The sequence below is a fragment of the Dyella sp. SYSU CM1112 genome (assembly GCF_058216415.1).
The window spans coordinates 26,366-47,991 of record NZ_JBZEGI010000020.1 but is presented as its reverse complement, the minus strand read 5'-3'; the positions used below and the strand labels follow the sequence as shown (position 1 = coordinate 47,991).

Sequence of the window (21,626 nt, the reverse complement as noted above, 5' to 3'; positions counted from 1 at the left end):
CTTTTCAAGGTAGAAGGCTGTCACTTCACCGCCTGTGCTTCACTGATCGGCGGAGGTATCCGTCACGTTTCGCTGTCAGCATTGCTCATCAGCCTCGCGCCGCTGCGTGTAAGGGAACTGGCCGCGAGTTGCCATGGAGAGGGTGGCGAGCGACCCAAAGTGGCTGTTATGTATGAGGAACGTTTCCCGGCCAGCCCCTTCCCTGCGGACACGAAACACCTCATGATTCCGTGCAGCGTCGCCGAGACGCCCGGGGCGGGAAATTTTTGCAGTAGCAGGGGGCACGATGGTCGAGACCGCGGCAAGTCTTGGTATCGAGGAGTTGCATACTTACTGGGCTTGCCAATGCGCGCCAGGATCCGCTGCGCCGCTACCGCAGGATGTCGAGAAGACGTTGCTGGCTGGCTTGCGTCTGAACGTGCTGGAAACCCTGCGCTATTTGCACTACCAGAAGCCGAGTTATGCGCAATTCGAAGCCTGGGTATGGGAACGCAATGGCGGCGAACTGAAAGAAGCCTCACTGAATCGCTTGCGGCGTGCGCTAGCAGGGGAGATCGTCGGCGCCGAAGTCGGCAATCTCGACCACGTCGAAGGCCTGAGCGCGGACGACCTTGCGCACTGGGACGAGCATGGCTACGTCATCCTGCGCAACGCAATCAGCCCGGATGCGGCGGAAGTCGCAGAGATGGCCATCTACGATTTTTTAGGGATGAATCGCGATGACCCGGCGTCCTGGTATCGCGAATCGCTGGGCCATTCCATCTGGGTGCCGCTCTTGCGGCATCCGGCGCTGGTAGCCAATCGTCGCGCACCACGTATTCATAAGGCCCATGCGCAACTGTGGGGACGCGAAGATCTCTGGGTCACCATCGACCAAGTCGGATTTAATCCGCCGGAGCGCGAAAACTGGCAGTTTCCCGGGCCCCATTTGCACTGGGATGCCACGCTCGCGGAGCCGCATTGTTTTGAATTGCAGGGCATCCTGTATCTCGCCGACGTTGCTGAGGACCAGGGAGCATTCAGCTGCGTGCCAGGCTTTCATCGCGCGCTGAAGCAATGGCTGAAAAGCATCCCCGAAGGCGTGAATATGCATAATCATGCGCGGCGCACCTTGACGATGAAACCGATTGCCGCGAAGCGCGGCGACATGATCATCTGGCATCACCTGCTGCCGCATGGCAGCAGCCCGAACCGGGCACAACGACCACGCGTCGTGCAATACATGTCGCTGCGGCCCACGCGCTTTGCCTACACCGCAGAATGGAAGTCTTGACTGCGATGGCTTCGCTAGTGACGGCACTCAGGTAGTTGACGAGGCATGGCAGTCGCTTATGGCCGGCTTGGCCACCATGGGAAACAACGGGCTCAAGCAGGACCAGTGCTCCGCGGAGGCTTGCCATGGTGCTGCCCCGCTGGACCAGCTATTACCGGGTTGATCCAGCGATGCTCCATGACCAGCAGATGGGGAGTGACAAAATAGTTTGGGTAGGAGTGACAAAATAGTTTGGATAGTCACCTCCCCCGCAGCCAAGTCATCTTACTCAGCAATCGTTGAGCGCGGCCAGCCCGTCCCTGGATCCCTGAAAATGCATGTACACAACGAACGATCGGTCAGCCAACTTTTCACCGGATAGTTCGGCAAGTGCCTGCGATGAGTTAATGAGAAACGGTGGTTCCTCGTAGGGTATTGCAACCCAATAACTGTCTTGTGGCTCGTCATGTTTCTCTGGCAAACACGCCCAAGCTTCGATTAGATTTTTGTGTGCGAGCGTCATCAGCCAGAGTGGTCCACCGGTCCTCTCGTAAGAATCACGAAAAGAGATTGGCTCAAATTCTTTGGTCTCGTCATTGAATCGAGTTGTGCCAAACCGCGCAAACGAACGTAAATAGTCGTCGTTTTGGTGACTAAAGAAACAACTAATGCGAGGAATGATAACTTCCCGAGATAAAACCTCAGAAAATGGTCCGGTGCCTAAATACCCCAGGGCCTCACCGCCCTCAGGGTTAGCCGACCACTCATAGAAGCTAATCTGCCGCATCGCTGTTCCCAACGCATTGGAACACGCCAGCGCGTTCGATCTGGCGGTATCGCAAACCCTTACCACCGGACACGTTAATTTACTGTGTCAGATTCGAGCTACAACCGTTACGCCACACTCTTGGGTCACTAGGCATCTGACTTAGATCACCAAGAGGGCGGCATTGGCATGAGCGTCATTATGTAGATAGATAATAAAGTTGTTTCCTAAAAATCGGATACGCGCGCCCGAACATAGCATGCGACTGTTCGAGGTTTAAGTCGCAGCCCATGCGACGGTATCGGGGGATGCTAAGCCATTGCAGTTTTCAGGAGAATTGACCATGACCATGGCATCACGGCGGCCGCGGGGCATGAGGTGGAAACTCAGGAAGCACGTGCTCGGCCAGTTCCTCCATCACATCCGTGCCGGAGTTGTCTTCATCGCTGGTTCTGTTCGTACTGGAGGGCGTCAGTGTCACCAAGCCAACCCTATGACCTCGTAGCGCTACAGCGCTTGCTCGCGTTGCTCGACGAAGAGACTCGCATTCATCTCAAGAGTGAAGCCCATCAGGCGGATTGAGGCTGCAGAGCTTGTGGTTGGTCAGAGCAACTACACCGCCGGATTTGCCAGGGCCATTCTTGCCGCCACACCGGAAGATCACCTCGTCGCTTTTCGCAGGAAGGCTCAAAGCGCCGGAGAAATCACACGAGAGCAAATAGCTCGTCTTGAACGGGAACTTGCCGCAATTCAGCAACGGACGCGCTGTGTGGAGGAAAACTACGGCGCTGACAATTTGACCCTGACAGTAACTAAGACTTATCTGGCCAAACTTCTCGGCCGGTCTTTGATAACAGAGTGGCTAAACGAAAACCGTCCTGATTACCTTGTTGAGTTTCAGACGATTGCGGAAATCTCGTCTCTCTCATAGAGATTTTTCTCGCCCTGTATATTTAGTAGGAAAGCTTCTCAGGCCTGGCGCCTGGGATTGCACGCCGGAACTGCGGTCGCCGGGCGCGATGCGATAGTCGTTGCAATGGAGACGGAACCCGCGATATGTTTGTCAAAGCGTCGGTGCTGCGCAAACCCACCATATGGGTGAATCCGAGAGGAATGCACGGTTGCAATGCGGTTTGCCCTGGGATTTTCGAGGGCGTTTTCTTAACGTACCGGAAGGCATGTCATTGGACGTGCCAAGGAACATATATGGCGATCTCTTTGATTCGCAGCTTAACTGCGTCCGTAGCCCGCAACGTGTCTACGCTCAAGCGGGATGCGAAACGACTCCAAAAACATTCCATGGCCGTTTTCGGTACGGAATATCCTCTGTCGACATGCCAACGGGCGGTGGCCGTGTCCCGAGGGTTCAAGTCGTTGGCCGAAGTCGAAAGTTTGGTCCGACGGCTAGGCATCGATAAGAATGTTCCCTTTTGGACGATCCTAGGCCGAAACGACGCCCATCAAGAGGTTCTGTCCGCGCTATATCGGTTGGAGATTCAGCTTACCGAAAACGGCCCTGTCGTCTTTACGGGAAAGCAGGAGGCTGCGATTCTGCCGGCGCTTGTACTATTCCTTGAGGAAATGAGCGCGAAACGGAAGCCTGGTTTGATCATGATCGAAACCGACGCAGCCGTGGCTCAAGACACGCAGGTGTTTTCCGCGGTTGAGAAGCTGGGAATGGATCAAATGATCTCCGGATTTCGGTCGCTCGATCTCAGAGACAAGAATCTTCCGGTCGCCCTCGATACCGAGGCGCGATGCTGGGTGAGTTCGCTCTGCGATGTCCTGCCGCCCGAGATGGAGAGGCAGCTACAGCAGGACGGGTGGGCAAGGAGGCTGGAGATAGCCGCACACGAGAACGCAAAGTCACGATCCCAGGTGTTTGGGACCGAGGACTTTCAGGCCATTCCCTTCTATTCGGTGAATATGGCGGCAAGTGTCCTCGCGCAAGGTGTGGCTTGGCCGATGGATGAAGAATCCAGCTATCGGATCGGCAAAAACGGTGATGTGCCTCCAGCGCTTGACCAGGAAGCCAAGAAACGTGTCATCGGTATTATTCGGACTCTCGATGAGCGTAATTTCCGGGTCGGCGTGTCAAGCGAGCACGAGAGCCGCGAGCGCCCGTATGTGGTGCTGTTTTCCAGAAATGATCCCGCGAGCGAAGTGCTTGCAGGCGTGATCCACTCGTACTTCTATTGGCGTCAAACGGGCGAGAGAGAAAGGCGGTCTCCCATCCTCTTTGTGTCGGATGGCGAGACACCGTACGCGCCAAGGCTTCTTTGTTTCGGCAGTCACACAGCTATCGTAAACGGGCTGGACGCTGTTCCGTTAGGCGACGGTCCCGGCGAGTTCTATGGTTACAAAAAAGCATTGAGGGTGGTTGCAACGCCGAGTGGACTGCAGTTCATGGGGACACGAGTGCCGTTATTGGTAGATGGTGCAATGTCGCCAATTGCGTCCGCGTAGTCCGCAATAGATTCACAAAGCTCCTCATGACGACTTGCATCCCTCTCTGCTTCTTCTTCCCCTGTGAAAACCAGCAAGCAGTCCTGGAGCGCATCACGAATATCCAAAGGCGCCTGACCGAGCAAGTCAAATCGAAACTTAGGATCTCTTCTTTTGAGCGAAAAACACTGCTCGCTTTGGCTTCCTAGACGTCGTCGTCCAGAACCCACTCTTGCGCCTCAAGCAGGCGAATCAACTTACTAATCTCTTTGGAACCAAACTCTCCTTGCACGAGCAACCGATATGACGTCTCTTTTCTAGTAAATAAGGTCGCGGAGCGGGCGCTCCGCGAGGCCGCTCTGCTGTATCTCCCTGGCCGCGATGAAATGGCAACTGCGCCGCCCACCATTACGCTCAAACTAGTCAATCCCGTCCAAGACGAGCGGTTGCGCTTTGCGCAAGCCCTGGAAGCGGGTGAATTAGAGGCGCTGGTGTCGCACTACCCGATCCGCGAATCGAAATTACCCGATGCCTTAGCGAAGGCCTTGCGATTCCGACGCGGAGACGACTATGAAGCTGCAGCGCGAGTCCTTCTTCGTAAAGATGTTGCGCTACGACAAACACTGCGAGAGCGTTATTTTTCTGAGTTAGCGCCGGCCTTCACGAAACCATCCTCATGACGTGCGTAGGTCTTTACATACGCACAACCCGAGCCAAACGAAGCACTTGCCAGCGGCTATGACGCACTCACTGTGAGTGCTCACTTACTCAATAGGCGTGCTGGAAAGCGCATCGAATGCGTGGTCAGAATCTATGCCGAAGTAGTGCATTAAGTGCCTCCGCGGCAACCCTGCTTGATGGAATTGGGGATAGGCGCTCCGCGAAAACTTCGATACCACGTGCCTGCGTCAGCATTGCGCTATTAGTATGGCTCGCGTCAGCGGAGCTGAAGACTTCTGTTACATAATTGGTAGGCCGACGTCCCCCCGCCTTGAGTAGCGGGATGCTTTGGAGTCCGCTGTTACTTTAACTGTTTTGCGTAGTCCGCGGGTGTCAGTCCGCCTAGTGCCTTCTTCGGTCGTTCTTCGTTGTATTCCCGGCGCCAGGTTTCGATTTCGGTGCGTGCATGCAGCAAGCTGGGAAACCAGTGTTCGTTGAGGCATTCGTCGCGCAAGCGCCCGTTGAATGATTCAACGTAGGCGTTCTGGTTTGGTTTGCCGGGTTCGATTAGGCGCAGCTGCACACCGCGCTCGTGCGCCCACGCAACCATGGCCTTCCCACAGAACTCTTTGCCGTTGTCGCTGCGAATCACCTTCGGTAAGCCACGCGTGAGTGCAATACGATCCATCACGCGTGTCACGCCGGTGCCGGAGATCGCTCGCTCGACTTCGATAACCACTGCCTCATGGGTGGCGTCATCGACAACCGTCAAGCACTTGATGACACGACCGTCCGCCGTGCGATCGAATACAAAGTCCATCGACCAGACTTCATTCGGCGTCGCCGGGCGGAGCAGCGGTTGCCGTTCGCCCATCGGCACCTTCTTTCGCTTGCGTCGACGCACCTGCAATTGCGCCTCCTGATACAGCCGCTCCACGCGCTTGTAGTTCACCCGCTCACCTTCTTGCCGAAGCTTCAGGTGGATCATGCCCACGCCATAGCGCTTGTGCCGTTGCGCCAGCGCTACGATTCGCTGCCGCAATGCCACATTGCGGTCCGGCTGTGCTTGGTAGCGATACGCGCTGGCGCTATGCCCACAATGGCCAACGACCGCCGTTCGCTCAGCCCTTTGTCGATCATCTGGCGCACCCAATCACGCCGTGCCGGTGCGCCTACGGCTTTTTTCGTAGAACGTCTCGGATGACCTCGTTCTCAAGCATCTGCTCGGCCAGCAGCTTTTTCAGCCGCGTGTTCTCCGTCTCTAGCTCCTTCAGGCGCTTGGCGTCTGGCACGCTCATGCCACCGAACTTGCTGCGCCAAAGGTAATACGAGGTCTCACTGAAACCATGTCGCCGGCATAAGTCCTTCACCGGCATGCCGGCATCCGCCTCACGCAGGAAGCCGATGATTTGTTCTTCGCTGAAACGCTTCTTCACGTCCAATCTCCTTCAGTTGGGGGATTGGACTCCAAATCGGGGCGCTACTCAAAAGCGGGGGGACGTCGAGGCGAAGGAATATGTGCTACTCGAAAACAGTTCCCGATCGGCCGTATTGACGCAGACCCTGCGCAGCTATTTGAGCATAGGATGGGTTGAGATCAATGCCGACGAAGGATCTGCCGGCCTGAAGCGCGGCCATACCGACTGTTCCCGAACCGACAAAGGGGTCGAGGATGACGCCACCCGGTGGAGAGCAGGCCACAATACAAGGTCGCACCAAGTCGATGGGAAGCGATGCTCCATGGCCACTCAACGACCGTCCCACCGACATCTTCCAAACGCTGCGCTCCATGGTCAGCTTGCCGAAGTTGCCGTTTCGAAGCTGTGTTGCATCGAAGAAATATTTCTTCGAGCGGGAAAACATGAAGATGTATTCATGGTTGCGATGGGGGCGATCCGATACAGATTCGGGCATGGCATTGGGTTTATGCCAAATGACTTCCGTGCGCAGATGCCAACCCAACGACTGAATCATCATCGCAACCCGCCAAGGCAAACCAATCAGATCCTTCGGCTTCAGTCCGCGAGGAGTACGAGGACGATCCGACATACCTCGCACGGGATGAAGAGGGTCCACATCGCGGTAGCGACGGTTCCCGGACGTATACGCATCCCCAATGATGATCCATGCGGTGCCGTCACGTCGCACAACTCGCGCAAGCTCTTCAAACACTGACGCAAGGTGATTCAAGTAGGTGTCTAAGTTACGCTCCGCACCAATCTCGCCTCGCACACCATAGTTTCGCAGGCCCCAGTACGGCGGTGACGTGATCACACTCTGAACGGAGTTATCCGGAATAAGCTCCAGACGTTTCCTGCAATCACCTTGCAATATCTGATAAGTCGGACGTGCGGATGCTGCTGTAGCCAGCTTCGTCACGTATCCAGATTGTGAACGAAGCTCAGCGCGTACCTTGCTCATGGTGCTCAAACATCAGCCAGCCGCCGGCTGCGCTTCCTTGTACTTCGTTGTAAAAGTCTTCGATGCCGCGACGACGGACTTATCGAGCGTCTTGTCACCAAATCCTTCTGCGATGTCAAAGAATTCTAAGAGCAACTTTTTGAGAGCGCTGGCCACAAGCTGCACGCTGAAGACGCGCGCTTCTGTCATTTGAAGAAGCCTGTTGAGGGTATCAATCGCAGAGATCAAATCGCTAAGCGAGCCCCTCGCAAGGTCCACTACTGATCGCATGCTGTTAGCCGCCTCCGTCCTGCGGGCGTCTTCAATCCCCATGGTCGCAAGCGCGCCCACGTACTGCGCGTTGAAATCCCATAGAAGCCCCTCTAACCGCGTCCGTCGCGCTAAGTCCAGCGCCTCGGGGCTATTCCCTGCCGGAGAGTCGTCAAGGAACCAAAGGACGGTCGAATGATAATCGTTACCATGTACCAGTGCCATCGGAATTACCTCTCAGTCAATCCGGTATATCAAAAAGCGCGTCACGTTGGGATCTGAAATCATCATCATCACTGGCCGGCTTATGGTTTGAGCCTTGGGCGGCCGATCCATCCTTCCTTACTACAGAGACCACCTTGCGCAAGACTTCCAACCCCGCAACCTTCCGAACCGAAATACCGATCGCAATAGCCTTTCCGGCGTTCGTAAGTTTTGAATCTTTAAGCAACTTGCTGATCTCCAATCGCAAGGCGGTCTGAGCTTCAGGATTCAGTCGCTCCAACGCATGTAACGCGAGCGAAGCAATTTCGATACCGTCAGGCGAGGGTGTCACCCCTCGCATCAACTTGCTCACCTCTTCGAACGATTGCGCTGCCCGCGCCTGGTCGATTCGGTGCTCGATCTGATCCTGCAAGGCATCCAGAATGAGCGCCAAGCCGACGGGATAGTCGCGCCCATGCGCTCGGACAGAAATGACAGAGCTTCGAAGCACCATCATAGCGCCTATGCCCGCCAACAGGGGCACGAGGATGGCCGAATGTTCCATATTGCCATGTGATCCGGCCCCTATTTTTTCCAAGACCCCTTCGTCTTGGAGTAATACGTATGCCAAAAGTGCTACGGCACCGTTCACATAGAAATAAAGCCATGTCCACCAGCACTTTAGCAGTGTCAAGACTGAGGTACCGGAAGAGTATTTTTTTAGTAATTCAACCGATGCCGTTCCCAAACCCACCATGAGAGTCATCGCGTACGGGATGGCCGATGTGCGCTCAAAAGCGAACAGAGCGACGGTCAGACCGATCGCAAGACCTACGAAGCCATAAGCCACCTTGGCGATCAGGCCGCCCCAGTCGAATTGCGTCTCAGATTGACCGTCTGTGGCAGTGACTGCCGTATTCATTGCCCATCCTCCCGTCGTTCGTCCCTGGACTTCGCGGCCGACCTTAGATCGCGGAGCTTACGCACCTCTGGGTCAAAGCCCTGACGTGCCTTATTTTGACTCAACAACCCTTGGTACTTAGGAGCCGGCTGCCCTGACCCTGCGTCGGCGGAAGTCCCCGAAGGCACGGCTAGACTGAAAAGCCGAACCTGACCGATCCGTGTGCCCGGATACAATTTGATGGCTGTGGGGCCTACGTTCGCAATCTCCAATGTCAGCGAGCCCTCGAATCCAGCCTCAACCAAATTGGCCGTCATGTGTACCTGCAACCCCAGCCGAGCAAAGCTTGAGCGCCCCTCTATCTGGGCAGCCACGTGGCGTGGCAGCCGAAGATATTCCAGCGTATGGGCGAGGATGAACTGGCCTGGATGGATAGTAATACCTTGACCGAGGTCGATTTGCACGTCCATCGATTCCGATTGATCGGTGTCAAATAAATTTTCGGCAGCAACCTCATCAATCACACCACGTGCACCAGGGAAAAACACTTCGAAGTTGTGTCCTAAGCGAATATCGACGGACGTGCCACTGATCTGAAGGTTGGGGTTTACAAGCGGAATGATGCGTACCTCACCCGACTTCAATGCCTCGCATATTTGCGCCTTTGCCATAAGTATCGACGAATTCGCCAGCACCGATTCGCTCGACAATGCATTGCTCGTACTCGCGTGCGCAACTGTTTCAGTCGAGTCGCTTCCCAGCACGTCCATCCACTCACGTACCTGGATAGATCGTTTAAGGCTCTCATCAAAGCGGTTAACCATGCGCTGGATGTACTCCAGGCACTCCGCAGCTGTTTTCGCCTGATCTTTTAGGGCGCTCAGTACCGAATCTCGATGCGACCGCAATCGGCTTAGCCAGCCCGCGAGCAAGATCTCCCCAATAGAGGCCCCGCGCGCATTAAATGGATCGTTTCCAACGGTAGGGATCGGTTCGCCCTTCCCTAGCGATTCGACAAGATCACCGACCTCTGTAAACGAAATCGAATCGCTTCCTCCCATATCAGAGTCGGCGAACTTCCTCGACAAGAACTGACCAATAACGGTCTGGACAAGCGCCGCCGCCGGCTGCAAAGAGCTCTGCCTGTTACTGAACAGAGGCAATAGCTTTTTTTGGTAATCATCGATGAACTCAAAGATCTGGGAACTTAATGTTTGATCGATGACCGCATATCGATTTTTAAGGACTGAACGAAGAACCTTTAGCCGAATGGATGCTGGTGGATATGAAGCTTTTCTCGAACCAAGAAAAAGTGGCCGATCATACGCCAGGTATCCGGGGCTGAATAGAAATGCATGTAATTGAGAAAACCATATCGAAGGTCCAAGCGCTTTAATGCCCGCACAATCGCACCAGCATTCCAAAAGCCAGTCGGAAAGACATTTCTCAGCGTCGACTTCCTGCGACGCCACTGGAAGAATCCACAGCTTACACGCTGACAAAAGATGACTATATGCCTCGTCACCCATCTGCCCCTTCAGCTCATCTCTAAGAGCTTCACCTGTCACTTCATTGCTTTGATGATGGAGTTCATGAAGCACGGATGGCCAACTGCATGGGTAGTTCAAATCCGCCCTCGGGATAGAGATATATCCTTCGTGGCTGCGGTCAGTGCTCTGCGCACGGTGCTCTAGACGGTCTGCGAATACACTCAGCACTCCTGGGCCACCCTCACGCAATCCATTTGCCAATGCCGTCATTTTCTCCGCCATTTGTTCAAGCGGGTCAATGCTGAAGCAACTGTTGTGGAGCTCCTCGGCCGCAAAAATAGGAATTGGCGGTAGGTAAGTTCCACGCTGAGACACTTGCCTGATAAAACTTAACAGCTCTACTGGTTCATATGGCCGCGGGATGTACTGCAGCATTAACATATGAAAGCCATCGACAAACTGCTTCACTCGGTTCAAAGCAGCATCAGGCTCACTCACATCCGTTTCAGGGAGCGCCGCAGCCAACCTCAAGACCTCGAACGATTGCACTAGCACCGCCTTAGCCTTTGCCGCAGCGTTGTCTTGGGCGCCCAGCCGAGGCGCGTGTCGTGATGCGATTTGCCTTGAAAGCTGGACGTGGCTCAGGAGCCGAGTCACGCGTTCGGCCAGCTCAAACAAGAGCATATCGGTCGCTGACGTCTCCATCAGATGGGCTCCGGCGCCGCACTCAAATCGTATTGCTTGGAGTTCCCATACGTCACTGCCTGACCATCTAGCGCGGTGATGGTGCCAACCTCGACGATGAACGAGATGCCATGTTCATCGCAATATTCATAGAGGTCCTTGCGCACATTGCCACGATTTTCTTGATTTTTAATAACATGCTCGGCATTGCGAGCCAACAATAGCGCCATTGAATCTGCCGAACCAAGATCAACCAACGTCTGAACCACCAACCGCTTCTTCCCGCTCTGGCGCGCCATTCCGCACAACACAAAATCTGTTATATAAGAGCACGGCCCGTAGTCGAGAAAGCATTCGCGCAAATCTAGCGTGAGCTCGCTGGCTACTTGGTCGATTTTTTCGCAGAGTTTCTTGGCGACGCCCAACTCATCCAAATCCGCGCAATCTAAACGGGCCGGGTTTATCATCTTAGGATCAGTCATAGAATTTGGAACCTGTATAGGTAAAGCAGCCTTGTCGCGACACTTTCGACATCGAACTGCGTAGCGTTCTATGAGACGCACCGCCGGGAAGCTGATCCAGGGAAACCAAGCTTTGAGCATCAATCATGCATAACGTCATTCCCAATGCACGTGCGCCCTCCGTGATCATCGTCAAGCCAATTCCATGATTCACACCATTCCCCAGTTTTGTGGAATTACCTGGACTAAGCGCCCAGTGAATCAGATCTGCAAAAGAACCTTTGGGTCCTCTTGTCCTTAGCTCCGGTATCTCGGCAACTTTTTTGCGCAGGGTCTTACTGAGCCCATCCCCTTGCTCGCAGTACGCAAATGCCAAGTGATACGGACGACCCTCGCGACGCTCGATCACGAGGCCGAGTAATGCGCCATGGCCGGTATGATCAAGGGTATTTTTTACCATCTCTGTCAGTATCAGGAGGATCTGACTCTGGTTTATCGACCAGCCACCGTTCTCTTTGAAGAAATGCTTTAGCTTGGTTTTTACGTAACGAAGCCGCTCTTCACGCCCGGACTCCGTGCACTCGTTTTCAATTTCAATGAGGCATTGCGAGCTACTGGGTAACAGGTCGCTTCCGAAGGACGACGTGTCCCACAGCTCCATCTGCTGCACGGCAAGATTGTTGCGACCCAAGAACGCATGAAGCCCCAAATTGGACATGCGCTTACCGATCGATTCACCACGAGGCTCGATGAGCCGAACTGAAGGGAACTGATGTCCAGAAATGGCGTGCAGAAGATTGGCGAGAAAGATCGCCAGTCCCACTGCATCGATTCGCTGGACATGCGACATGTCCAACACCAGGCGGCTGGACTTGCGAACTCTAAAGTCCTGGTACATGGGAAAGAAGCTGCAAAGCTCCGGCATAGAACGGACCAACGCCGGCTTTCCCTGCTGACCGTGCACAAGCGATCCCGACATATGAAGGCAGTCAGGCTTCGGGTTGTCCGGCTGAGCCGAAGCGAACGAGGTTGAGCTGACGGTTATCGTAAAAAGGGCGCCACCGGCGTTGACGCCATTGCCGCGCCGCGATGAGCGCACGGCTAGATGGTTTGCACATGTTCCCTTCCCCTGTATCCCTAACAAGATCATCGCATCGAGCCATCCCCATGGTCAAACGCAAGACCTTCACGCCACCTTCACATCTTAATCAGCGCCGCAACTGATAGTTACGGCACGGTGCATCCAAATCAAAGGGCACTAGCACGCGCGATAGCACGATTACTGAAGGATCGCCCGATCCGAACATCGTCTTGATTCCCGCTGCAGGCTCATTCTCCGCATTGCTGCGACATACGCATCCTCACCCTTAGTGCGGCGTTTATTACAGATCCAATTTTTCGATTAGCCGATAGGCCCAATGCTTGCCAAATTGTTTTCGCCTGCTGCGAGGAACAAGCAATTTGGGAATGCGGGTGCAACGGCACCATTTCCGCAACGCGACTTCGACTCCCGGCGACCAATACCCTCCCATATCGACGAAGCCGTCCAGCATGCCTTTCACCGACTCTTCAATCCGTGCCGGCGAAGAGTTGATATGAAATTGGAGTGCCATGAGCGACAAAGCGGAAATACTACTTCGCTCGATGTCCAGAAGCACAGTCGGCGGGCCGTTCTCAGGAGCTATCGCCATCGCAGGACGCGGATGCGCTCCGCTGTCTGAGACGGCACGGCCCTGCTTGAGTGAGACGAGCGACATCTGAATGTGGGTTGCCGGAGCAGGTCCCGCAGATGGCGCGCCGCCTCGTCCAGGGCCGCCAAGTCTCCCATCCAACTGGATGGCAATGCCTTGAGCGTTTTGAAATCCAAGGAGGGCAACGTGTCTCTTTCTGCTCGCTCACCTGCAGCGACCTCAACGATCTTCGCAGTTCGATCAGGCTTGCCGGCCCCCTCCGCCGCAGGCTTGGACACGGCGCCAAGGAGAGGCCCCTCCGGCCTCCAATCGTCGTGGTACTGCTCAAACCCTTCCGGCCGCCAAATAAGCGTACCCTAGCCAAGATAGACGATCACGAACTCCCCCTGAGTTTCCAAAGCTATTCAATCAGCGACAGAAGGCGCGTTTCCGCCCGACATCTTTGAGTTAACTGTCGGCGATTCCTCTCGTCCAAGATGGGAACCGTTGTTTACGGTCAATCTTGTCGAGGATCCTATTGCTCCAATCAGGGAATCCCACGTTCTGATGGGTGGCGAGTTTGACGCGATACTCTCCATCACTTTCAAGTAGTTTCCTTACGTGAGACCTCCCAGTCATCGACAACCACTGGGACAAACGATCTCCCACAGCTCGAATGGTCGATTTGTTGGAATCGCCCTTTCGCACGACAGCCAACGTATAGGACGTCGTTCCATAAAGGGGCTCCAACTCGACCAGGTAGCCAACTACCCTCGGGGTAGTCACGCGCGCGAACATGACAAGTCTGTCAGCAGGCTCACATGCGGATACAAATTGCGAAAGATCTTCGATGGAAAATTCAACTTTCCAATTAGCTCTCGTCAAAACGGCTTCTCGAATGCACTTCATAAAAATCGAAAAGTGGAGCGGAAGCGTATCTCTACCCGGCAAGCTTACAAACTCAGCTCCCCGCGTATCACCCGATCGCCGCTCATCGTCGAAATTCAGAGGTTGATCGCCTTGGCTTGCTGCACGACCGCTTTGCCTGTTGGCGACGCCCGTGCCACTGCCTGGTGACTCGAGTCTCCTCTTGGATGGAAAAATGTCGACCACCGCAATTTGGTATTGCTCACCGTGCTCGATGGATCGTTGACGCAATAGAGTTGGCCGCCGTAAGTCAGTTGGCCCACTTTTCCGCCGTCGCTTCCCGTCATCGTCATTCACAACGACTGTCTCTCGACCTTCAACGCGCAGGCGAGCCCGTTGCTTGCGCGTGTCTTTATGGTGAAAGATGCGGATGACATCAAAGTGTGGATTGGCTACGGAATATGTCCTGACCATGTCGTATGCAAAGAAGGCCCCCGACGCCAGTTCTACGCCCGCCACCATCCAATTCTGAAAGGTATCAACAGGCGGAAAGCATTGAAGAGGAATACGCCCTCGCTTATCCAGACCGAGACGCAGACCGGTTGAAAGTCGCTCATGAAAGACGTCATTGAAGGATGCCGACCAATTTGGCTCGAATAACAGGTGTGCGAGATGCCTGGTAAAGCTCTTGGTGGCAATACCCTGAGGAACCAACCTAGATAAACGCAGGTGTGCCTCTCGTTCTTTCAATTCCCCATCGACCAATTCAACCAAGGCCTCGGGAAGAAGTACTGCGTGCGCGGTGATGCGTGCCTGTACATGGAGCATGCGAAGAACCTGGATACACGGTATCACTACGCGATTTGAGCCAACGTGGCACTCGATACAGTATTCGGACTGCAACTCTGGGAGACGGAACCATCCCGGCTCCAAACGAGTCGCTTCCGCCCAGGTAACAAGGCGAGGTTCGCATCCACCGATTTCGAACAGGCGTTCCTCTAACGTGACGCCATATCCGGACAAATAGCCGTCAATGAAAATGGACCCCGGACGCAACTTCGGTAGTAATCCCCATGGTAAACGCAGATCGAAGGTTTCACCCTGGCCATCCACGAAGAGAGCGTGCGTACGCCACTGCTTTCCTTTGCCCAACCCATCGGGTGAAGTCACCGCTACGAGTTGGGCCTCTTTATGTGGCCCGAGCGGCCATCCTTGTATGTACATGACGCTTCTTTCCCCTTGCTCGCAATTTTTCCCACCTTATTAAAGGCCGCCGAGGAAGCGATGGCGTGCCGTGCCACATCAAAAGTGTGTGCAGACCAGGGCCAGTGAACACCGGCTTGCCTCAGGATTTCCCACGGTTTGGGCTGAAGGTCATAACACTCAGACCAATCGTGTGCAGCCTGTGCCAAGCGCCTGATCAAGAACTGTTCCTTCGTTTCAGCGGTTCGTTCTAACTGCTTTCGAAGACGCGGCAATTTGGCCAACTGTGTCCGATGCAAGCCGGGGCGCCCCAACGCTCGCAATAGAACGGACTTCGACAGCCGTACATGGGTCATGACCGATGAATCAACCAATTGGGCGGCGACTGAAGGAGCAATGCGGGCCAACCGTCGATCTTCGGACGACCAGGAGACGCGAGGCCCCCTTGCTGGCTTCATCACCCGATCATGCTCACGGTTCCATGCCAGCAGCCAATCCCGATCATGACGATACAGGCGCGCATATAGCGCCGGAGCTCGCCGGCGCCAATCCGCTGCGCCCGAGTGCCGATGGTGCATTGTCAGCCGTTGCCATTGTCTCTGGTCGTCGCTATCTACCCCATGCGACTTAGTGGATCGAGCAGCCCTTTGCGTTGACCGGACGCTTGCACGCCCTTGGGGACACTTCGTCTCAGCAAAAGGCGACGCCTCGATGCTGTCGAGAAGGAGGTCCAGCAAGATGTGTTGGAGTGGATGCGTCGCTTTACGCGGTTTATGGAACAGGGATAGAAGCCAATGATCAGGTGACGTTAGATCGGTTCGCAAACCCAATCGCTCCCAAAGCACGATGTGCTCGCGCTTGGACGCCCACTCCAGGAACTCACGTCGCCGGATAGATCCATTGGATGTAACAAATCCCAGCCACCGGCATTCGTCGAGATGGTGTTTTCGCCATGCAACCGCGCCCTGAGGGCATTCTCCGCGCAGTACATCCCGCGTGCGTAAGGCCACAGCCTTGATCAGTGAGGTGTCAACGTCTTCGAGCACATGTCCATCATCCAACAGCGCGACTTCCTCCAATGCCACTGCAAAATGCTTGTTGGTCCGAGCCGACAAAGAAATTGACGTCTCGATAAGGGCGCACTCATGAATGGGGCACAGCCAAACACCTGGACATTGATGCACGCGATGCCAATAAGCGGCACCCCATTCAGAGTGATCGCTTTCTGCGCACAATGGGCAATAGCGAAGTTGTTGGGTCGCCGGCACCGCGCTCGCCGTCACTCCTATGGCGATATGAATACTTCCCCCGCGCGCCCCTCCAATCATCCACCGCTTGAGTCGTGCTGACCGGCCCGGCATGAGAGTGGAGCTGTAATAAGGGAATAGGGTATGGCTACTAACAAGGTCTTCAGGACGCGCACTTATCGCCCGGGCCAGGTAACCCACATGGCATGGAAGATCCCACACCGCGGCATAACGGGAGTTCCCAAAAACATCGCTCATCACCGGACCTGATGAAAGCCCTCCGGCCATCAGGCGGTATCGAGCCACCAGGCTGTAAAGCAGTTCGTCAGGTGCCTGGGCCGGAAAAAAGGGCAAGGACGTCGCCATGACCTACGCCCCCATCACGGCCGAAGGTAGGTGAATAAATCCCGCCTGATGCAGCGCATCGTATCCTGAGTTCCCGCCGTGGGCGCGCACGATATCCCACAGCGTTCCTTGGCCTGATACGACCTTCTTTTTCTTCGGCGTCTCAGCGCGTGCTTCGCCAGAATCGTTCGTATCTGAACCACGTTTAGCGTTGACGCTCACGACGGCCTTTAGGATCACCGATAGGTCATCTTGGCCCACACCCGCACTGAGCAATGCGGCAGTAAGGCTCGCTGGTGATGCGGATGGTTTGCGCATCCCTTTCTTGTTCGAGCCGAGTTCCAACGGGTTATCTAACGTTCCATCCATCAGCGCCGGGAGTCGCATTTGGAGTAGCGGAATCCACTCGAGGAACCACTCGAATTCTCTGCGAGTGACGTGCTCAAAGACTTCCGGCGTCAGTCGCTCATCATCAGAACCCATCAGACTATACTGCGCCATCTTGAATATCTTGACGCTTAAGTCGGTAATGCCCTGCGACCAGTAGTGGAGTGCGTCCCTGAGGTCCTTCGTCAACGGTGTCAGCTTCTTGAGCCACTGGTATTTCCACAGCCCTGTGACGAAATAGTCCCAGGTCTCATCATTGTCCATAGGCTCCCAGCGCAAATTACCCATCGAAGTGTTGCGACGGGCCTGCTCGATGCCTCTATTGAGCACCCGCATGGCCTTAGGCGTACCAACCAGCACGACGGGAATCTGGCTTTCCGTCCGGAGGTGCGTAAAAACATCGAGAAGCGTACCGGCTTCGTCATTCCCAAGACGAACCAAGCGCTGGATCTCATCTATGACAAGAATCCCAAGGCCCAGACTCGCCATGACCGAAACAAGACTGGGCACTAGCTCGGCCGCGGTTCGGCGTCCGCTCTCATAGCGTGCATGGTAATCCGTTCCAATAAGGCGATCGATTTCCTGGAAGATATTCATCAGCAGGGCGCGTGCACCGCCCGTTGGCGGGCAAGCGACACGCATCCAGGAGATCTGCGTGCGATGAAAAGGGATACCGTGAAATTCGGCGTGCGAATGAATCTGATCGTGCAACTGCAGGATCGAATTCATTGCGGTCGTCTTGCCTACACCGCTGAAACCAATGATGGAGAATCCACCGGCCACCGTGACTGGCTGGCGTGTGATATGTGAGGCCGGATCGAGTCCAAGCTTTTCTGCCAGTTGCCGCTGCTGATGCACTGGGAGCGGATTTCGTCTCGCGTAACCTGCACGGATCATTCCGGAGATACGGCTTTCCAGGTCAAAGAAGTGAGGAAGCGGCTCCACGTAATCATCCAACCGCAAGACCAAGCCCTGCCTCACATGGGCAGGCAATTCGCGCTCGCTCGCGTCAAGGAGCGGAATGCGACAGACTTCCTCGATGACTGTGTCCCCCTCAATTGGTGGACGAATCGCCTGTGAAAATGGATTAATGCGCTGCGGATCTGGTTTTGTACGCTGATCTGACATATCTGCACCACCGCCAAAACAATTTCATCGACAACATTTCGTACCAATGAACCATGCTGCGCTTATCCGGCGTAGCGTCATTGACCGTCTCCATCTCCTTGGCCTTTCTGTCTGTTCGCACGCAAGATATCCAGGCCCTTTTTCTCCCTGGCCTTGGCCAGCGAAACAGGTGCTGCGACAGGCTTCCCCTGCACAGCGGCATGTCCATTGACCGGCATCGGTTTTGGCAACTCTTTCTGTATCGCCTCGTGAACCGTGGCATTTATTCGCACTTCCTCTTCCTTTCGATAGGGAAGTAGGTCTCTCTTTGCAGCCGATTTTGGCAACGGTCCAGTGATGCTCTTGCGTTCGGAAGTGAGCCTACGCTGTTCTTCAACGACTTCTTCCAAGCGTGCTGCCAAGTTGACCGCAGAGGATTTTTCCTCCTCCTTCATCAAAGCAGTTCGGTATTGCAGCAACTGATCATAGTCCTCGATCTCTTCGAGGCTAACGCCGGCCATCTGCATGTCGCGCCTAAGCAATGGGCAAGCGATAAGTGACTTTCGACCTTCAGGCAGCAGATAGATGTACTCAAGATTTCGTCTGTCAAAGCAAATCTTGATCTTGAAAGCTCCCTTCGTGCGAGCTCGCTGGAACCATTCCTGTTCTCTGGCGATCGAGCAATCATAGTCGGCATCTTTGAATCGAATGCCGAAGCCAGTAACTGTGGCCTCACCGCGCTCAAGCAGCAGAAGGCGAATGGCATCCTCCGATTTGACGCGCAGCGCACCACTACGATGGATGACACCCCACCGCCATAAATCCAGTGGGCGAGGCTTTACGTTCGCCTGAATCTCAAATAGATCAAACGGGTGACGATCGAGTATGTGCGCTTTGTTGTAATGCAAGGCAAACTCAATGAGGACGACCGTTACCGCATTAATATCAATCTGCGCCATTAACCGTGGATCTATCTTCCTTACGGCGGAAACTTTCTTCCGTATGGCACCAGGCAGGTTATGCAACAACCGGTTCGCTTGAGCAAACATTCCCTCTACAAATGGCTTCCACTCCGGGCGGAAGGCAGGGAGGTTGGTGATTTCCAGATTGAGTTCGTCGACAAGGGGGTCAACTCTCTTGGCAATCATTTCCCCCCGATCCGCGATGACAGAGCGTGGGAAGGCACGGCATGGCCATTCATCGTCGTCGATTTGCACCCCATACTGGGCGCAAAACTTAACCTTAGACGTGGCCGCATTAGCCAATGTGAGCTTGGCGGCCAAGGTGCTTGGCGCACCTAACCCCACGTACAAGCCGGCGATCGATCCTGAGAATGCGTCCGTTGTGAAGTAATGGGTGGCCCGCCCAATGCAATGCTCACGGTAGATAGAATTCACAAGGTCGGTGTCGGTTTCTGTGGCATCGATCTGGTAGACCCTACCAGGCCCCATAACATCGACACTACTATTACCGAGCACAGGCCTCATAACCTGCTCGTAGGCTTCAACGCCATCCTGCTTCTTTTTGAGCTCCGCCATCGAATACGTTTTCTTTAGGTAATACCTAAATTGACGCACGGATGGTCGCCTATCTGGCGGGAGCAATTCAGTAACGCGACGTCCGCTTCTTAACGTGCGCTCCACCGAAAAATGTTCCTTGCACAACTGGTCATGTGCATAAGTGACCGTCGTCGGTTCTCGTTTCAGGAGATATTTCTTGATCGTCGCATCGAACAATTTGACAATCGAAGGGGTTACCGGAATACCCCGACCGTATTCTCCAACCGTTTCGAGAACACTGGAACGGCCAGGCTTTTGCATGTCGTCATGGATGCGACGCTCAGTCGGCGCACCTGACAAATGATATTTTGGCACCAATGCATTTTTTTGCTTACCGCTCTGCCAGTACCTGCGTAAGTCACGAAGCAGCAAGTGACGCCTTCTTGCTTTGTCACGCTCCGCACGAGTCAGCATCCCAGCGCGATGACGCGAGTCGTAACAAAGCGGCTCGTCTTGGGCGATATCTTTTATCGCCTCCCAGTTCGACTTAATCCGCTCTGCGTGGCGCTTCTGGAAATCATCATCACCGACAGCCAAATGTGCGTAGTCGTCTGTTACTTCGCTCAGCGTTTCGGACTCAAACAAGTCGTCCAGCTTCTTGGCAGTCAATATAACTGGCAGTGCCTCTTCATCATCCAAAGCGATGATGACCGCGACGTCACCTTGTCGATCTATCCACAGGATGCGCTGCTTGCCGACCGGCACCCCTCGCTTTGCCCCTTTGCAAAGAACGACCATGTTTTCGGCAAGGCTCGCTTTCATATCGCTTCTCTTAGAGGATCCGATGATGAATCTGCCTCGATCTGAAAAAGGCGCAATGGGCGACTGGTATCAATCGGCTCATGCATATCTACTTGCCAATGTTTATTGGCTAATTGATATCGCAACAGGAACAAACCAGTTCCGTGCCGCAACCCGAGCATCCTATCTACCTCAAGACATGCGTGCGCCACCGGTCGATCTTGCGCGTCGATGGCTTCTCGTAGGGTCGGCAGAACTTGCGAGAGAGGAAGCTGAGCAATCTCTTCGTGATCTTCCATCGTTCTGGCGTCGTGCAAAAAGGCGATGTTCTGCACCATTGCAAGGGGCATATCCCGTTCAGTCACGATGCCCCATTCGATACCCCGATCGGCCCAATACCGACGCTCTATCTCGAGCGACTGGAGGGTCAGCTTGCTTGACAACTTGGTGGAAGGTTTTACGGCGCGAGCCACCTGGCGTGGGGTGCCATCAACAGCCAATTCAATAAGGAAGTCCGTCGTGCGGATCCTTGGCTCTTTGGTGCCCGTATCGATGGGGTGGCTGTACCCAATCTTCTCCCCAATATGGAGGGTCTCGTCTAACGGCAGCAGAGGGTACTGCTCGTAGAAGTCTGTGACCGCGTCGGTCCAGTCGAGCAAATAAGCCAAATACAACTCGAGATCGGAGACTAGCTGCAGAGTGCGGCCACTCTTCCAGGATTTGATGCGGTGGGACTTGCCTGCAGAGGGGACCTCTCGGATGTGGAACCAGGGCGTGTAGTCAGCGCCGGCCCCCTGGCCGCGCCCCTCACGGATTCGCTTCTCGACTCCCGGCCAACGACTGGACGATTTCGCACCCATTCCGCATGCCCCAAGGACCTTTGGCAACGTAGCACGAATCGAACCAGAATATCCAAACTATTTTGTCAAGCATCCAAACTATTTTGCAAACTACCCAAACTATTTTG

Annotated in this window: 16 protein-coding genes and 2 pseudogenes; 4 read left to right on the top strand and 14 right to left on the bottom strand. The window is 54.7% G+C overall.

Annotated elements, in window-relative coordinates; genetic code table 11:
• The first annotated feature begins 286 nt into the window (after positions 1–286).
• Entirely contained in the window at positions 287–1,273 is a 987-nt protein-coding gene (locus AC4HNJ_RS20040; RefSeq protein ID WP_490481379.1) for a phytanoyl-CoA dioxygenase family protein, read from the top strand.
• A gap of 268 nt (positions 1,274–1,541) precedes the next feature.
• On the opposite strand, the gene AC4HNJ_RS20035 is transcribed toward AC4HNJ_RS20040, so the two are convergent.
• Complete coding sequence (locus AC4HNJ_RS20035) at positions 1,542–2,039, bottom strand: hypothetical protein (RefSeq protein WP_490481378.1); 498 nt, start codon at positions 2,037–2,039, stop codon at positions 1,542–1,544.
• 520 nt (positions 2,040–2,559) lie between these two features.
• Here AC4HNJ_RS20035 and AC4HNJ_RS20030 point away from each other — a divergent pair.
• The 3 genes and pseudogenes from AC4HNJ_RS20030 to AC4HNJ_RS20020 all read left to right on the top strand — a co-directional run.
• Positions 2,560–2,949, top strand: a pseudogene (locus AC4HNJ_RS20030) (plasmid partitioning protein RepB C-terminal domain-containing protein); the annotation flags it as partial.
• Between the two features lie 275 nt (positions 2,950–3,224).
• Positions 3,225–4,484, top strand: a complete 1,260-nt coding sequence (locus AC4HNJ_RS20025) for a hypothetical protein (RefSeq protein ID WP_490481377.1) — start codon at positions 3,225–3,227, stop codon at positions 4,482–4,484.
• A 365-nt stretch (positions 4,485–4,849) separates the two neighbouring features.
• Positions 4,850–5,143: a hypothetical protein gene (locus AC4HNJ_RS20020; RefSeq protein WP_490481376.1), complete on the top strand. Its 294-nt coding sequence runs from the start codon at positions 4,850–4,852 to the stop codon at positions 5,141–5,143.
• A 341-nt stretch (positions 5,144–5,484) separates the two neighbouring features.
• Here AC4HNJ_RS20020 and AC4HNJ_RS20015 read toward each other — a convergent pair.
• From AC4HNJ_RS20015 to AC4HNJ_RS19955, 13 genes and pseudogenes are all read right to left on the bottom strand, one after another.
• A pseudogene (locus AC4HNJ_RS20015) lies at positions 5,485–6,499 on the bottom strand (IS3 family transposase).
• Between the two features lie 145 nt (positions 6,500–6,644).
• Complete coding sequence (locus AC4HNJ_RS20010) at positions 6,645–7,544, bottom strand: DNA-methyltransferase (protein WP_490481375.1); 900 nt, start codon at positions 7,542–7,544, stop codon at positions 6,645–6,647.
• 12 nt (positions 7,545–7,556) lie between these two features.
• On the bottom strand, positions 7,557–8,018 hold the full coding sequence (locus tag AC4HNJ_RS20005; protein ID WP_490481374.1) for a hypothetical protein: 462 nt from the start codon (positions 8,016–8,018) through the stop codon (positions 7,557–7,559).
• 16 nt (positions 8,019–8,034) lie between these two features.
• Complete coding sequence (locus tag AC4HNJ_RS20000) at positions 8,035–8,919, bottom strand: hypothetical protein (RefSeq protein WP_490481373.1); 885 nt, start codon at positions 8,917–8,919, stop codon at positions 8,035–8,037.
• A complete protein-coding gene (gene dcd, locus AC4HNJ_RS19995) occupies positions 8,916–11,093 on the bottom strand; it encodes a dCTP deaminase (protein WP_490481372.1) in 2,178 nt (725 codons plus the stop codon). Before dcd ends, AC4HNJ_RS20000 begins: the two co-directional genes overlap by 4 nt.
• Positions 11,093–11,554, bottom strand: a complete 462-nt coding sequence (locus AC4HNJ_RS19990) for a hypothetical protein (RefSeq protein WP_490481371.1) — start codon at positions 11,552–11,554, stop codon at positions 11,093–11,095. The genes dcd and AC4HNJ_RS19990 overlap by 1 nt, the downstream gene beginning before the upstream one ends.
• The gene (locus AC4HNJ_RS19985) at positions 11,547–12,632 is read right to left on the bottom strand and encodes a hypothetical protein (RefSeq protein WP_490481370.1); all 1,086 of its coding nucleotides are present in this window, start codon (positions 12,630–12,632) and stop codon (positions 11,547–11,549) included. Before AC4HNJ_RS19985 ends, AC4HNJ_RS19990 begins: the two co-directional genes overlap by 8 nt.
• Before the next feature lie 283 nt (positions 12,633–12,915).
• On the bottom strand, positions 12,916–13,290 hold the full coding sequence (locus tag AC4HNJ_RS19980; RefSeq protein WP_490481369.1) for a hypothetical protein: 375 nt from the start codon (positions 13,288–13,290) through the stop codon (positions 12,916–12,918).
• 381 nt (positions 13,291–13,671) lie between these two features.
• Positions 13,672–15,294, bottom strand: coding sequence for a hypothetical protein (locus tag AC4HNJ_RS19975; RefSeq protein WP_490481368.1), 1,623 nt, complete (start codon positions 15,292–15,294; stop codon positions 13,672–13,674).
• Positions 15,243–16,886, bottom strand: coding sequence for a TnsD family Tn7-like transposition protein (locus AC4HNJ_RS19970; protein WP_490481367.1), 1,644 nt, complete (start codon positions 16,884–16,886; stop codon positions 15,243–15,245). Before AC4HNJ_RS19970 ends, AC4HNJ_RS19975 begins: the two co-directional genes overlap by 52 nt.
• A 3-nt stretch (positions 16,887–16,889) precedes the next feature.
• Positions 16,890–18,380, bottom strand: a complete 1,491-nt coding sequence (locus AC4HNJ_RS19965) for an ATP-binding protein (RefSeq protein WP_490481366.1) — start codon at positions 18,378–18,380, stop codon at positions 16,890–16,892.
• A 77-nt stretch (positions 18,381–18,457) separates the two neighbouring features.
• A complete protein-coding gene (locus tag AC4HNJ_RS19960; protein ID WP_490481365.1) occupies positions 18,458–20,680 on the bottom strand; it encodes a TnsB C-terminal domain-containing protein in 2,223 nt (740 codons plus the stop codon).
• The gene (locus AC4HNJ_RS19955) at positions 20,677–21,519 is read right to left on the bottom strand and encodes a TnsA endonuclease N-terminal domain-containing protein (RefSeq protein WP_490481364.1); all 843 of its coding nucleotides are present in this window, start codon (positions 21,517–21,519) and stop codon (positions 20,677–20,679) included. Before AC4HNJ_RS19955 ends, AC4HNJ_RS19960 begins: the two co-directional genes overlap by 4 nt.
• Between the last annotated feature and the right edge of the window lie 107 nt (positions 21,520–21,626).